This window comes from Thermomonas fusca (genome assembly GCF_005862345.1).
In the GTDB taxonomy this organism is placed as follows: Bacteria; Pseudomonadota; Gammaproteobacteria; order Xanthomonadales; family Xanthomonadaceae; genus Thermomonas; species Thermomonas fusca.
The window spans coordinates 752,813-765,928 of sequence record NZ_SROY01000001.1; the positions used below are offsets into that span (position 1 = coordinate 752,813).

Consider the following 13,116-nt stretch of genomic DNA (forward strand, 5'->3'; position numbering starts at 1 on the left):
AGGTCGACCCCGCGCCACCATGACTGCTCCCGTACTGCCCGAACAGCGCCGCCACACCCGCATCGTCGCCACCCTCGGTCCCGCCACCGATCCGCCCGGGGTGCTGGAGGCGATCCTGCGTGCCGGCGTGGACGTGGTGCGGCTGAATTTCTCGCATGGCGACCCGTCGGCGCAGGTAGCGCGCGGCGAAGCGGTGCGCGAGATGGCTTCGAGGATCGGCCGCGAAGTCGGCATCCTTGCCGACCTGCCGGGGCCGAAGATCCGCGTCGAGACCTTCGCCGAGGGCAAGGTGTCGCTGAAGGCCGGCCACCGCTTCGACCTGGTGGCCAGCCTCGATGCGCCGCCCGGCGATGCCAGCCAGGTCGGCGTCAGCTATCTGGAATTGCCCGGCGACGTGGCACCCGGCGACGTGCTGCTGCTGGACGACGGCATCGTGCAGCTGCAGGTGGCCACGGTGGAAGGCGAGCGCATCGTCACCACCGTGCTCAACGACTGCGTGCTGTCCAACCGCAAGGGCCTGAACAAGCAGGGCGGCGGGCTGTCGCTGGGCGCGATCACCGAGCGCGACCGCGAGCTGATCGCCATCGCCGCCGGCATGCAGGTGGACTTCATCGCGGTCTCGTTCTGCCGCAATGCCGATGACATGCAGGAGGCGCGCCGGGTGGCGCGCGCGCACGGCAGCGGCGCCGCGCTGGTGGCCAAGATCGAGCGCACCGAGGCGATCGAGAACCTGGCCGAAATTGTTGATGCCAGCGACGTGGTGATGGTGGCGCGCGGCGATCTTGGCGTGGAGATCGGCGACGCCGAATTGCCCGGCCTGCAGAAGAAGATCATCCGCGAGGCGGTGGCGCGCGAGAAGGTGGTGATCACCGCGACGCAGATGCTGCAGTCGATGGTCGACAGTCCGATGCCGACCCGCGCCGAGGTGCTGGACGTCGCCAATGCGGTGATCGACGGCACCGACGCGGTGATGCTCTCGCAGGAGTCCGCCGCCGGCAGCTGGCCGGTGCGCGCGGTGGAGACGATGGCGCGGATCTGCCTGGGCGCCGAGCGCCAGTTCGCCGTCGATATCGATTTCGAGAAGGCGCGGCGCGGGCTGGAGCGCGCCGACCAGGCCATCGCGATGGCCACGATGTTCCTGTCCGAACACATCGGTGTGCGCGCGGTGGTGGCGATGACCGAATCCGGCGGCACCGCGCGCTACCTGTCCCGGTTCCGTTCATCGGTGCCGATCTACGCGTTCTCCCACCACGCCAACGCGCGCCGGCGGATGGCCTTGATGCGCGACGTGTTCCCGATGGACTACGACAGCCGCGGCCAGACCCCGCGCGAAGCCGCCCGCGGCAGCATCCGCCTGCTGGTGGAAGCCGGCCTGCTGACCTCCGGTGACCGGGTGGTGTTCACCAGCGGCGAGCACATGGAAACCAAGGGCGCCACCAACACCTTGCGCCTGCTGGAAATCGGCGCGGACGGGCACGCTACCGGGTTGGGCGAGCTGTAGCGCCGTTCGCGGATGGCTGGGCCAAGGCGGTGCCTGCCCGACGGCGGTTGGTGCGGGAAAGGCGGTTGGCTGGCCGGCTATAATTGGTGATTCTTCCGCCAGCCGAGCCGCACGCCATGAGTATCGAACAACTCGCCGAAACTGCCCGCGCCATGGTGGCCCCGGGCAAGGGCATCATCGCGATCGACGAATCCTCCGCCACCTGCAAGAAGCGCTTCGACGGCGTCGGCATCGACTGCACCGAGGAAAGCCGCCGCGCCTACCGCGAGCTGCTGCTGACCGCGCCGAATGCCAACCAGTACCTGTCCGGCGCGATCCTGTTCGACGAAACCCTGCGCCAGTCCACCAAGGACGGCGTGCCGTTCGCCAAGTACATGCTCGACAACGGCATGATCCCGGGCATCAAGGTGGACAAGGGTACGGTGCCGCTGGCCGGCTTCCCCGGCGAGCTGGTGACCGAAGGCCTGGACGGCCTGCGCGACCGCCTCAAGGAGTACTACAAGCTTGGCGCCCGTTTCGCCAAGTGGCGCGCGGTCATCACCATCGGCGACGACATTCCTTCCGGCACCTGCATCGAGGCCAACAGCCACGCGCTGGCGCGTTATGCCGCGCTGTGCCAGGAGCAGGGCCTGGTGCCGATGGTCGAGCCGGAAGTGCTGATGGACGGCGACCACGACATCGGCACCTGCTATGAAGTCACCGAGGTGGTGCTGCGCTCGCTGTTCGACGCGCTGTACAACCAGAGCGTGATGCTGGAAGGCACCATCCTGAAGGCCTCGATGGTCGTTCCCGGCAAGGGCTGCGCCGAGCAGGCAACGGTCGAGGAAGTGGCCGAGTCCACCCTGATGTGCCTGAAGTCGGCGGTGCCGGCGATCCTGCCGGGCATCGTGTTCCTGTCCGGCGGCCAGAGCGACGAGGACGCCACCGCGCACCTCGACGCGATGAACAGGATGGGCCCGAACCCGTGGCCGCTGTCGTTCTCTTACGGCCGCGCCATGCAGCAGGCCGCGCTTAAGCTGTGGGCCGCCGACATGACCGGCAACTACGCCAAGGCCCAGCAGACCGTGTTCGAGCGCGCCAAGGCCAATGGTCTGGCGGCGCTGGGGCAGTGGGGTGAGTGACCGCGCCTAGCTGTTGCCATCAGGCAACGGCTGCGGGCACGAACGCCCGTACATGGATGTACGGGCCGGGGTGTGCGAAGGCGGTTGCGTTCCGCCATGGATGGCAAAGCTGAAGCCGCCAAGTGCGTGGTCATCCCAGCCACATGAAAACGCCGGCCCCGTGCCGGCGTTTTCCATTTTGCCTTCCTGCTGCGATTGCGTCGTATGCTTCCGGCATCAACGCGGGGACAATGATGGCGAACGAGGATCTCGCGAAACAGGTGATGCAGGCGTTGGCGGGCGGCGACCGCACGCGCGCGGCTGGCCTGCTGCGGGCGGCGGGGATGCCGGCGATGCGGCAGGCGCTGGACCAGTTCAAGGCCCAGGCCGAGAACGAACGTCGCGCGCTGAAGGCATTGGGCAGTTCTACCCGCGAGGCCGCCGGTAACATCGAGACACAGGGCGCCCGGGTGCATGCACAGACGCAGGCTGCGCTGCAGGCGCTGCGCACGCACAAGCACCCGCCCACCGTGGAAATGGGCGAGAAGCCCGGCAGCCTGCGCTGGGTGATGATCGTGCTGGGGCTGCTGGCGCTGGCCGCCTGGCTGGCATTCGGCGGGCTCTGACGGCCGCTCGGCAACGCACCAGCGGGCGCGGCGTTGACAGCGACGTGCCAAGCCGATGGCACAGGAGTGTTGTCATCGGCAAAGGCTAGAATCGCGAGCCCCCCGCCTGAGCCGCGCCATGCCTTTGATCCGCCGCCATTTCCTGCTGTTCGCCGCGATCGCGGCGTTTGCCCTTTCCGCCTGCGGCAAACAGGACGGCCCCGCCGCAGGTGGCCCCGGCGGCGGTCGTGGCAACCAGCCGGTGCCGGTGGAAGTGGCGGTGGTGCGCGAACAGGACTGGAACGATGCGCTGCGTGCGCTGGGCACGGTCAAGGCGCACGAGGCGGTGACGGTGACCGCCAAGGTCAGCGAAACCGTGCAGCAGGTGCATTTCGAAAGTGGCCAGGAGGTCGCGCGCGGCGCCGCGCTGGTGACTTTGAGCGGCCAGCAGCAGCAGGCGCTGCTGGCCTCGGCGGAAGCACAGGTGCGCGAAGCCGAGCAGCAGTTCCAGCGCCAACAACAACTGGTGGGTCAACAGCTGGTGGCGCGTTCTGCCTTCGATACCGCCCGCGCCGCCCGCGATGCCGCCCGCGCACAGGCCGCGCAGATCCGCGCCAACCTGTCCGACCGGGTGATCCGCGCACCGTTCGCCGGCGTGCTGGGTATCCGCCAGGTCAGCCCCGGTGCGCTGGTCACGCCGGGCACGGCGATCGCCACCCTCGACGCCATCGACCGCGTGTACGTGGATTTCCCGGTGCCGGAAACCGAACTGGCCGGGGTCGCGCCCGGACAGGCGTTGAGCGGCCGAGCCGGCGCTTACCCCGGACGCAGCTTCGACGGCAGCGTCAGCACCGTGTCGGCGCGGCTGGACGCGGGCACCCGCGCCGCCACCGTGCGCGGCGACTTCCCCAATCCCGAACGCCTGCTCAAGCCGGGCATGCTGATCGACGTGGCGCTGGTGCGCGGCACCCGCCCGGCCATCGTGGTGCCGGAACTGGCGGTGCAGCAGATCGGCAGCGAAACCTTCGTCTGGCGGGTCAAGGACGACGGCACGGTGGAAAAGGCCGACGTGGTGGTGGGCGGCCGCATCCCCGGCAGGGTGATGCTGAAGGACGGCATCCGCGCCGGCGAGAAGATCGTGGTAGAGGGCACCGGCAAGCTGCAGCCGGGCGCGAAAGTGGCGCCGGGCGGCGCTGCGCCCGCGGCCGACGGCGCGAAGAAGTAAGCCATGAAGCTGTCCGATCTTTCGATCAAGCGGCCGGTGCTGGCCGTGGTGATGAGCCTGCTGCTGATCGTGCTGGGCACGATGTCGTTCCTGCGCCTGACCCTGCGCGAGCTGCCGGCGATCGACCCGCCCATCGTCTCGGTGCAGGTGAGCTATCCCGGCGCGTCGGCGGGCGTGGTCGAGACCCGCATCACCAAGCCGCTGGAGGACGCGCTGGCCGGCATCGAGGGCATCAACACCATCGATTCCAACAGCCAGAACGGCAGCTCGCGGATCAGCATCGAGTTCTACGCCAGCCGCGATATCGAGGCCGCCGCCAACGACGTGCGCAACGCGGTAAGCCGCGTCGCCGACCGCATGCCGGAAGAGGCCGACGCGCCGGAGATCAGCAAGGTCGAGGCCGATTCCGACGCCATCCTGTGGCTCAACCTGCGGTCCACCACGATGGACCAGATGCAGATGTCGGACTACGCCCAGCGCTATCTGGTCGACCGCTTCTCCAGCCTGCAGGGCGTGGCCCGCGTGTTCCTCGGCGGCAGCCAGCGCTACGCGATGCGGATCTGGCTGGACGGCAACGCACTGGCCGCGCGCGGTCTGACGCCCGCCGACGTGGAAAGCGCGCTGCGGGCCGAGAACGTCGAACTGGGCGCGGGCCGGCTGGAATCCAGCCAGCGCGACTTCATCCTGCGGGTGGCGCGCGACTACACCACCCCGGAGGCGTTCGCGCAGATGCCGCTGGGCAAGGGCAGCGACGGCTACGTGGTGAAGCTGGGCGACGTGGCGCGGGTGGCGCTGGAATCCACCGAGCGGCGCGCCTACTACCACAGCAATGGCGAGCCGGCGATGGGCATCGGCATCGTCAAGACTTCCACCGCCAACAGCCTGGAAGTGGCCGAGGAAGCCAAGGCGCAGGCCGAACGCATCCGCCCGACCCTGCCGAAGGGCACCGACATCTACGTGGCCTACGACAGCACCACCTTCATCTCGGCAGCCGTGGAGCGGGTGTACGAGACGCTGCTGGAAGCCGTGGTGCTGGTGCTGATCGTGATCTGGCTGTTCCTCGGCAGCGCGCGTGCGGCGCTGATCCCGGCGGTGACCGTGCCGGTGTGCGTGATCGCCTCGTTCATCGCGCTGTACGCGTTCGGCTTCTCGATCAACCTGCTGACCCTGCTGGCGCTGGTGCTGTGCATCGGGCTGGTGGTCGACGACGCGATCGTGGTGGTGGAAAACATCCAGCGCCGCGTCGATCTCGGCGAGCCGGCGCTGGTGGCCGCGCGCCGCGGCACCAGGCAGGTGGCGTTCGCGGTGCTGGCCACCACCGCGGTGCTGGTGGCAGTGTTCTTGCCGGTGGGTTTCCTGCAGGGCAATACCGGCCGGCTGTTCCGCGAGCTGTCGGTGGCGCTGGCGGCGGCGGTGGCCATCTCCGCTTTCGTCGCGCTGACCCTGACCCCGATGATGGCCAGCAAGCTGCTGCGTCCGCATTCCGGCCCGCACGCGGTGCACGGCAATCGTGCCAGCGAATGGATCAACGCGCGCTTCCAGCGCCTGGCCGGCGGCTACCGCGGCGTGCTGGACCGGCATATCCACCGGGTCTGGCTGTTCGGCGGGCTGATGGCGGCGGCGGTGGTCGCGCTGGTGCTGCTGTTCAAGCTGCTGCCCAGCGAACTGGCGCCGACCGAGGATCGCGGCTCGTTCCAGCTGATGATGGAGGGCCCGGAGGGCGCCGGTTTCGACTACACCGTGGCGCAGATGAAGAAGGTCGAGGCGATCCTGGCGAAGGAAACCGGCCCCGACCAGCCGATCCTGCGCGCCAACCCGCGCGTGCCCGGCAGCTTCGGTGCCAGCGAGGAGATGCACACCGGCCGCGCGATGATCTTCCTGCAGCCGTGGGACCAGCGCGAGAAGAGCACGGTGGAGCTGGCCAGCGAGCTGGAGAAGAAGTTCTCCGGGCTCACCGGCGTGCGCGTGCGCACGATGGCCGGCGGCGGGCTGGTGCGCACCCGCGGCCAGCCGTTCCAGCTGGTGCTGGGCGGGCCGGACTACAAGGAGCTCGCGCAGTGGCGCGACATCATGCTGGCGAAGATGGCGGACAACCCCGGCTTCGTCGGCCCGGATTCCGATTACAAGGAAACCCGCCCGCAGATGCGGGTGGTGATCGACCGCGCGCGCGCAGCCGACCTCGGCGTGTCGGCCACCGATATCGGCCGCGCGCTGGAAACGATGATGGGCGGCCGCCGCGTCACCACCTTCGTCGACAACGGCGAGGAATATGACGTCAAGATCCAGGCCGACCGCGACGGCCGCGATTCGGTGGCGGCGCTGGATGCGCTGCAGGTGCGCGGACGCGGCGGCATGCTGGTGCCGCTGTCCAACCTGGTCACGCTGCGCGAAGTGGCCGAGCCGGGCACGCTCAACCGCTTCAACCGGTTGCGTTCGATCACCCTGAGCGCGCGCCTGGCGCCCGGCTATCCCCTCGGCGATGCGGTGACGTGGGCGCAGGACACCGCGCGTGCGTCGCTGCCCGACTACGCGCAGATCAGCTGGAAGGGCGAGTCGCGTGAGTTGCAGCAGTCCGGCGGCGAGGTGCTGGTGACCTTCGCGCTGGCGCTGCTGATCGTGTACCTGGCGCTGGCCGCGCAGTTCGAGAGCTTCCTGCACCCGCTGGTGATCATGCTGACGGTGCCGCTGGGCGTGCTCGGCGCGCTGTTGGGCCTGTGGATCACCGGCGGCACGGTCAATCTGTTCTCGCAGATCGGCATCGTGATGCTGGTGGGGCTGGCGGCGAAGAACGGCATCCTGATCGTGGAGTTCGCCAACCAGCTGCGCGACGAGGGCCGTGCCATCCACGACGCCATCGTCGAGGCCGCCGCGGTGCGCCTGCGGCCGATCCTGATGACCTCCATCGCCACCGTGATGGGCGCGGTGCCGCTGGTGATCTTCGGCGGGCCGGGCTCGGCCAGCCGCGCCACCATCGGCGTGGTGGTGATCTTCGGCGTGGCCTTCTCCACCCTGCTGTCGCTGTTCGTGGTGCCGGCGTTCTACGCGGTGCTGGCGAAATACACGCATTCGCCGGAAGAGCTGGCGCAGCGGTTGGAACAACTGGAAGCGGAAACCCCGCAGGTGGGCGGACATGCATGATCGCGACGGTGGTTCCCCGTGGAAACCGCGTGGCCCGCGCCCGCCGCGCGACGGCGCGCCGCGCCGCGAATCCTCGCCGCAGGAAAAGATCCGGCGCGAACCGGCCCGGCACGAGCCTTCTTCGCATGCCGTCGGCGCGGAAGGCGCGCCGCATCCGGCGCGCGAGCGTCGCGATGCGGAGCTGCGCATCCACGGGTTGAACGCGGTGCGGGCGGTGTTCGCGCACCGGCCGCAGGCGATCCGCAAGCTCTACCTGCTGGAAGCGCGCATCCCGCAGCTGCAGCCGCTGCTGAAGTGGTGCGTGGCCAACCGCGTGGGCTACAGGGTGGTGGACGACGCCGACCTGCAGAAGCTCGCGGCCAGCGCCCACCACGAAGGTGTCGTCGCGGAGGTGCTGCGCGAGGAACCGCTGCCGCTGTCGAGCTGGCTGCGCGACCTGCCGGCCGGGCCGCAGTGCGCGCTGTGGCTGGACGGCGTGGGCAATCCGCACAACCTCGGCGCGATCCTGCGCAGCGCCGCGCACTTCGGTGTGTCCGCGATCCTGCTGCCCAAGCACGCCACGCTGGCGCTGTCAGGCGCCGCCGCGCGGGTGGCGGAAGGCGGCGCCGAAGCGGTGCCGCTGGTGCGGCTGGGCCGCGAGGACAACAGCATCGCGCAGCTGCGCAGCGCCGGTTTCGGGCTGGCCGCCACCGTGGTGCGCGGCGGCAGCGACCTGTTCCAGGCAAGCCTGCCGCGCCGGCTGGTCTACGTGCTGGGCGCGGAAGGCGAGGGCATGTCGCCGGCGCTGGCCGCTGCCTGCGACCTGCGCCTGTCGATTCCAGGCAGCGGCGCGGTGGAAAGCCTCAACGTGGCCGCGGCCACCGCCGTGCTGCTGGCGGCCTGGGCGCGCGGCTGACCGGCATCACCAGCCGCTGGCGCCCTGTTCCTCGATGGCGCTGAAATTGGAGCGGGCACCGCTGGAATCATTCGCCACGCCGGTGGCGAAATAGGCCACGCCGGTGCCGGCCTTGCGGTCGATCCACAGCCCCGACAGCAGACCGTAGGCATTGCCGCTATGGCCGATGCGGGCGCGGCCATCGCCGAACAGATCGTCGCGGCAGCGCTTGCCGTCGCCCTGCGCCAGCTGCTGCGTGGCCAGGCCGTAGGCGCAGAAGAAGCCGCCGCGGTTGGGCTCGTCTTCTTCGCCGATCACGCCGTTGCTGCCGTCGAAGCGCCACACCGGCGTGTCCAGCAGTGCCACCGAGGCTGGCGTAAGCAGGCGCACGCCGTCCAGCTCGCCATCGTTGAGCAGCATCCGGCCGATCCGGGCCAGGCCACGCGCCGAGACGCGCAGCCCGCCCTGCGGCGAGAACAGCGTGCCGTTCCGGCCGGGTTGCCAGCGCGACAGATCGCAGCTGCCATCGGCCGCCGCGATCACCATGCAGGCCGGGCGCTGGCCGTGCAGTTCATCCTTCTGCGGCTGGCGCTGGTCGTCGTACAGCACCACCGCGCGGGCCAGCGCGGCCTCGCTGCTGCCGGACCAGTTGAAGCCGGCGTCGATGTCCAGCGGGAACAGCACCAGCCGCCGCATCAGCCGGTCGAAGCGCTCGCCGGTGGCGTGCTCCATCGCCTGCGCCACCAGCGGGAAGTTGAGGTTGGTGTAGCGGAAGAACGTGCCCGGCGCGTGCTGCGTGTCCCAGGCCTGCGGCTTGCCGGTGATGATGCCGATGTCCTGGCCCAGCGGCACGTTCCAGTAGCCGGCGGCGTCGGTCAGGCTGGAGGTATGAGACAGCAGCATGCGCAGGGTGATCGGCACGTCCGGGAAGGCCGGGTTGCGCAGTGGGGAACCCAGCGCGGTGGAAATGTCCGCATCCAGCTCAAGCTTGCCGGCCTCGACCAGCCGCAGCACGCCGATCGTGGTCACCAGCTTGCTCACCGACGCCACCCGCGCCGGGTCGTCGGCGGACAGGGCGCGCGCGCTGCCGATGTCGGCCAGACCCTCGGCGCGAACCGCGGTTTCGCCTGCGCGGTCGAAGGCGACGCGGACGCGGCCCACCGGTTCGCTGGCGCTGGCGCAGGCGGCGGCCAGCAGCAGGGAAAGCGCGGCCAGTCGGCGGATCGGGGTCATGCGGGGCTCCGGTCGGGACCGGCGGACTGCCGGCGCGCCCTGCAGGTTAGCTGAACCGATCCGGTACGGACCGCCATGCATGACTTCCTGCCCATGTGTAATGATGATTCGGTGTATTACATTACCAGCACACCAATTCAGGAGGCCGTCATGTTCACCAACACCACCCGCATCCCCCGCAGCCCCGCTTTCGTCGAGCGCCGCAAGGCCGAACGCAGTGCCAACGATAGCGACTTCCAGCCGCGCAGCCGCGGCGAGCGCGAGTTCGGCATCGGCTATGGCCGCAGCAGTGGCTATGTCCGCAACCGCAGCTACGTGGCCAGCCAGCCGGCCCTGTTCCGCTGCCGTTGAGCCCGACGGACGCTCAGCCAGCGTCCCGCAATGCCCCGGCGGCCGCGATCAGGTCGGGGAAAAACGTTTCGAAGGTGGCCTGCGCCGCACCTTCGTTGGCGTGCAGCACCTCCAGGCAGGCCAGCAGCCGGTCGCCGTTGCGCGAGAGCCGTGTCGAGATGCCGCGCACGGCGGCGTCCACGCTCTCGCGCCGGGCATAGGAGCCCAGCCAGTCATGCGCGGCCATGCGCGGCGCGATCGCCGCCAGCCGCGGCGGCAGGTGGACGCGGCGTTCGTCCAGGATGCGATAGATGCGCGCGGTGAACGCCGCCAGCGGCGCCTCGTTCCAGCGCGCCCAGCCCTGCGCCAGGCAGTGGTCGAAATACACGTCCAGCACGATCCCGGCATAGCGCCGCAGCGGCCCGAACCCGATGCGCATGGCGGTGACCGCGGGATGGTCATCGGTATAGCGGTCGATGCGGCGGTGGCGCACGATCTCCGCGCGCACCGGCTGCGGCCAGTCCGCCAGTGCGCTCTGCCCGAACACGAAATCGCCGAGCAGTGCGCCGAGGATGGCGTCGTCGGAATGCCGCGCCAGCCAGGCGTGGGCGAGATAGTTCATGCGCCGATGGTAGCGGCGCGGCAGCCTTCAGTCGGCGCCGCCGGCAGCGGCCGGATGGCAATCCGCGCCCGGCAGCACATCGTCCAGCCGCACGCAGGGCCGGAACCCGACCATCCCGGTCAGCTGGCGGCTGTCGCCGCTGGCGACGCTGAAGCGCTGCAGCGGCGCCAGCCGGCAGGCGGCATCGCCGCCGCAGGCGTCCGGGTACAGGGTGTAGTGGCAGGCGCCGCTGCTGCTGCGCACGCAATCGAACCGGGCCACGCCGTCCTGCACGCTGGCCTTGCTGTGCAGCGCCACCGGCCCGGCGTCCACCCGGCTGGTCCAGGTGGTGCCGCCCGGCGAGCAGCCGGCCAGGGCCAGCAGGAACTGCAGCAGCGCGACGAGCTTGGTCATGCCGAGGTTGAACATGGGTTGCCTCACATGTGCTTGAACAGGGCCATGAACGGCTGGCTGACCAGCAGCGTTTCCGGGCGGTGCTTGAGCCGCACCGTGCCGCGCCCGCTGTCGTCGCGGACGATGCCGGCGATGGCCTTCAGGTTGACGATGGTGCCGCGGTGGATCTGCTTGAACAGGTTGCCGTCCAGCCGTGGCAGCAGTTCGCGCAGCGAGCTGCGCAGCAGTGCCTCGCCGTCCGCGGTGACCACCGTGGTGTATTTCTGGTCGGCGCGGAAATAAGCCACGTCGTCGACCAGGATCAAGCGTGTTTCGCGGCCGGCGCTGGCGGTCAGCCACGTCAATGGCTCCACCGCGCCGGCCTGCTTGGGCAACGCGCCCAGCCGATCCAGCAGCGCCGCCAGCGCGGCCGAGTCAGGCAGCGCATCGCGCGCCTGCAGGCGTTCGATGGTGGCATCCAGCCGCTCGCGCTTGACCGGCTTGAGCAGGTAATCGACGGCGCCGTGTTCGAAGGCGTCGATGGCGTACTGGTCGTAGGCGGTGACGAACACGATCCGCGTGCGCGGGCTGGCGTCGGTGGCGATCCGCGCCACTTCCAGGCCGGTCAGGCCGGGCATGCGGATGTCGAGGAAGGCGACGTCGGGCTGGTGTTCGGCCAGCGATTCCACCGCGCTGGCGCCGTCCTCGCATTCGGCCACTACCTGCAGGCCGGGCCAGGCGCGCCGGAGTTCGGCCACCAGCGCCTGCCGCAGCAGCGCTTCGTCCTCGGCGACCACGCAGGTCCAGGGCTTGCTCTGGCTGATCTCATTCATGGCCGGCTCCGTTCGAGGGCACGGCCGCCGGAACAGTGATGGTTGCCGCCACGCCGCTGGGGAAGTTGGCGATCACAGACAGGTTGGCGCTGCCGGCGTAGCGCAGTCGCAGCCGCTCGCGCACGTTCTTCAGGCCGATGCCGGTGCCGCTGGTCTTGCTGTTGAAGCCTTCGCCGTCGTCGGCCACCGTCACCGCCACGCCGCCATCGTCCGGGCGCGCGCGGATCCATACGGTGCCGCCGCCGGTGCGCGGCTCCAACCCGTGCTTGATCGCGTTCTCCACCAGCGTCTGCAGCATCATCGCCGGCAGAGTCGTGGCCCGCAGCGCCTGCGGCACGTCCACCTGCACGGCCAGGCGGTCGCCCATGCGGATCTTCAGGATTTCCAGGTACGCCAGTGCGCGCTCCAGCTCCACCCCCAGGGTGGACATGTCGTCCTTGGCGTCGGGCAGCGAGCGGCGCAGGTACTGGATCAGGTGGCCCAGCATCGCTTCGGCGCGGGCCGGGTCGCTGCGGGTCAGCAGCTGCGCGCTGGCCAGCGTGTTGTAGAGGAAATGCGGCTCGACCTGCGCATGCAGCAGGTGCAGCTTGGCTTCGGTGAGTTCCTTCTCGGTGGCGGTCTGCGCGGCGCTGGCGCGCTCACCGCGGCGGCGTTCGCCGATGCGGCGGGTGATCGCGCGGGCGATGGCTTCGGCGTTCTCGAAGTTGGTGCCGTCGTCGACCAGAAACCAGTCGCTCCAGGCCGGGCTTTCCGGCTCGCAGATCAGGGTGACTCGGCCGCTGTCGCCCGCCGGGGTGACCGTGGCCTGCAGCTGGTTGTGGTCGGGTGCGAACCACAGCAGGGGGTTCCAGCGCTGCAGCGGCGGCTCGCCGTACAGGTGCGGGCGGGCGATCTTCGCGCGCACCTGCAGGCTGTCGCGCGCGCTGCGTACGCCTTCGGCGCCGGGCAGCTCGCGGATCGCGGCATCGACGAGGTCGAAGGCCTCGCCGGCTTCCAGCGGGATTTCGATGACGCGCTTCTGGCGGTTGTCCAGCGTCTCGTCCGCCACGCGCCCGGCGATCAGCCGCACCCGGTGCAGATGCGAGAACGCGCCCGCGATCACCAGTCCCATGGTGCCGAAGGCGAACAGGATCGCCGGTGCCTGGAACTGGCCGATCAGCGGCAGTCCGGAATACAGCGCGACCACCAGCATGGTCGCAATCCCCCAGGCGATGCCGATGCGCAGGATGAAGAAAACACTTTTGAACATGGGGATGCGGCAGGCGGGAAGTTGCCGCGAGGAT

General features: G+C 69.8%; 12 protein-coding genes. 7 read left to right on the forward strand and 5 right to left on the reverse strand.

Annotated elements, in window-relative coordinates:
• The first annotated feature begins 19 nt into the window (after nucleotides 1-19).
• From pyk to E5S66_RS03485, 6 genes are all read left to right on the forward strand, one after another.
• On the forward strand, nucleotides 20-1,501 hold the full coding sequence (gene pyk, locus E5S66_RS03460) for a pyruvate kinase (RefSeq protein WP_171033458.1): 1,482 nt from the start codon (nucleotides 20-22) through the stop codon (nucleotides 1,499-1,501).
• A gap of 116 nt (nucleotides 1,502-1,617) precedes the next feature.
• Nucleotides 1,618-2,622 (forward strand): class I fructose-bisphosphate aldolase, encoded by a 1,005-nt coding sequence (locus E5S66_RS03465; RefSeq protein WP_028838688.1) that lies wholly within the window; start codon nucleotides 1,618-1,620, stop codon nucleotides 2,620-2,622.
• Between the two features lie 233 nt (nucleotides 2,623-2,855).
• The gene (locus E5S66_RS03470; RefSeq protein WP_138347508.1) at nucleotides 2,856-3,227 is read left to right on the forward strand and encodes a hypothetical protein; all 372 of its coding nucleotides are present in this window, start codon (nucleotides 2,856-2,858) and stop codon (nucleotides 3,225-3,227) included.
• A gap of 118 nt (nucleotides 3,228-3,345) precedes the next feature.
• Nucleotides 3,346-4,431, forward strand: a complete 1,086-nt coding sequence (locus E5S66_RS03475; RefSeq protein ID WP_138347510.1) for an efflux RND transporter periplasmic adaptor subunit — start codon at nucleotides 3,346-3,348, stop codon at nucleotides 4,429-4,431.
• A gap of 3 nt (nucleotides 4,432-4,434) precedes the next feature.
• Nucleotides 4,435-7,569: an efflux RND transporter permease subunit gene (locus E5S66_RS03480; protein ID WP_138347512.1), complete on the forward strand. Its 3,135-nt coding sequence runs from the start codon at nucleotides 4,435-4,437 to the stop codon at nucleotides 7,567-7,569.
• The gene (locus E5S66_RS03485; protein WP_138347514.1) at nucleotides 7,562-8,464 is read left to right on the forward strand and encodes a TrmH family RNA methyltransferase; all 903 of its coding nucleotides are present in this window, start codon (nucleotides 7,562-7,564) and stop codon (nucleotides 8,462-8,464) included. The genes E5S66_RS03480 and E5S66_RS03485 overlap by 8 nt, the downstream gene beginning before the upstream one ends.
• Before the next feature lie 6 nt (nucleotides 8,465-8,470).
• On the opposite strand, the gene E5S66_RS03490 is transcribed toward E5S66_RS03485, so the two are convergent.
• On the reverse strand, nucleotides 8,471-9,676 hold the full coding sequence (locus E5S66_RS03490; protein ID WP_171033459.1) for a serine hydrolase domain-containing protein: 1,206 nt from the start codon (nucleotides 9,674-9,676) through the stop codon (nucleotides 8,471-8,473).
• A gap of 150 nt (nucleotides 9,677-9,826) precedes the next feature.
• On the opposite strand from E5S66_RS03490, the gene E5S66_RS03495 reads away from it, so the two are divergent.
• Nucleotides 9,827-10,027 (forward strand): hypothetical protein, encoded by a 201-nt coding sequence (locus tag E5S66_RS03495; RefSeq protein WP_138347516.1) that lies wholly within the window; start codon nucleotides 9,827-9,829, stop codon nucleotides 10,025-10,027.
• Between the two features lie 13 nt (nucleotides 10,028-10,040).
• Here the strand turns inward: E5S66_RS03495 and E5S66_RS03500 are convergent, their stop codons facing one another.
• The 4 genes from E5S66_RS03500 to E5S66_RS03515 are packed head-to-tail and all read right to left on the reverse strand — an operon-like array spanning nucleotide 10,041 to nucleotide 13,082.
• On the reverse strand, nucleotides 10,041-10,628 hold the full coding sequence (locus tag E5S66_RS03500) for an acyl carrier protein phosphodiesterase (RefSeq protein ID WP_138347518.1): 588 nt from the start codon (nucleotides 10,626-10,628) through the stop codon (nucleotides 10,041-10,043).
• A 27-nt stretch (nucleotides 10,629-10,655) separates the two neighbouring features.
• Nucleotides 10,656-11,021 (reverse strand): hypothetical protein, encoded by a 366-nt coding sequence (locus E5S66_RS03505; protein ID WP_138347520.1) that lies wholly within the window; start codon nucleotides 11,019-11,021, stop codon nucleotides 10,656-10,658.
• Between the two features lie 23 nt (nucleotides 11,022-11,044).
• Nucleotides 11,045-11,833, reverse strand: a complete 789-nt coding sequence (locus E5S66_RS03510; RefSeq protein ID WP_138347522.1) for a LytR/AlgR family response regulator transcription factor — start codon at nucleotides 11,831-11,833, stop codon at nucleotides 11,045-11,047.
• Nucleotides 11,826-13,082 carry a sensor histidine kinase gene (locus E5S66_RS03515; RefSeq protein ID WP_138347524.1) on the reverse strand — a complete coding sequence of 419 codons (1,257 nt, stop codon included), beginning with the start codon at nucleotides 13,080-13,082 and terminating at the stop codon, nucleotides 11,826-11,828. The genes E5S66_RS03510 and E5S66_RS03515 overlap by 8 nt, the downstream gene beginning before the upstream one ends.
• Between the last annotated feature and the right edge of the window lie 34 nt (nucleotides 13,083-13,116).

What these genes read in the sequence shown, in the direction of transcription:
- E5S66_RS03470 (WP_138347508.1), top strand. Translation starts at nt 2,856, where the DNA reads ATGGCGAACGAGGATCTCGCGAAACAGGTGATGCAGGCGTTGGCGGGC.
- E5S66_RS03495 (WP_138347516.1), top strand. Translation starts at nt 9,827, where the DNA reads ATGTTCACCAACACCACCCGCATCCCCCGCAGCCCCGCTTTCGTCGAG.
- pyk (WP_171033458.1), top strand. Translation starts at nt 20, where the DNA reads ATGACTGCTCCCGTACTGCCCGAACAGCGCCGCCACACCCGCATCGTC.
- E5S66_RS03515 (WP_138347524.1), bottom strand. Translation starts at nt 13,082, where the DNA reads ATGTTCAAAAGTGTTTTCTTCATCCTGCGCATCGGCATCGCCTGGGGG.
- E5S66_RS03485 (WP_138347514.1), top strand. Translation starts at nt 7,562, where the DNA reads ATGCATGATCGCGACGGTGGTTCCCCGTGGAAACCGCGTGGCCCGCGC.
- E5S66_RS03510 (WP_138347522.1), bottom strand. Translation starts at nt 11,833, where the DNA reads ATGAATGAGATCAGCCAGAGCAAGCCCTGGACCTGCGTGGTCGCCGAG.
- E5S66_RS03475 (WP_138347510.1), top strand. Translation starts at nt 3,346, where the DNA reads ATGCCTTTGATCCGCCGCCATTTCCTGCTGTTCGCCGCGATCGCGGCG.
- E5S66_RS03505 (WP_138347520.1), bottom strand. Translation starts at nt 11,021, where the DNA reads ATGACCAAGCTCGTCGCGCTGCTGCAGTTCCTGCTGGCCCTGGCCGGC.
- E5S66_RS03490 (WP_171033459.1), bottom strand. Translation starts at nt 9,676, where the DNA reads ATGACCCCGATCCGCCGACTGGCCGCGCTTTCCCTGCTGCTGGCCGCC.
- E5S66_RS03465 (WP_028838688.1), top strand. Translation starts at nt 1,618, where the DNA reads ATGAGTATCGAACAACTCGCCGAAACTGCCCGCGCCATGGTGGCCCCG.
- E5S66_RS03480 (WP_138347512.1), top strand. Translation starts at nt 4,435, where the DNA reads ATGAAGCTGTCCGATCTTTCGATCAAGCGGCCGGTGCTGGCCGTGGTG.
- E5S66_RS03500 (WP_138347518.1), bottom strand. Translation starts at nt 10,628, where the DNA reads ATGAACTATCTCGCCCACGCCTGGCTGGCGCGGCATTCCGACGACGCC.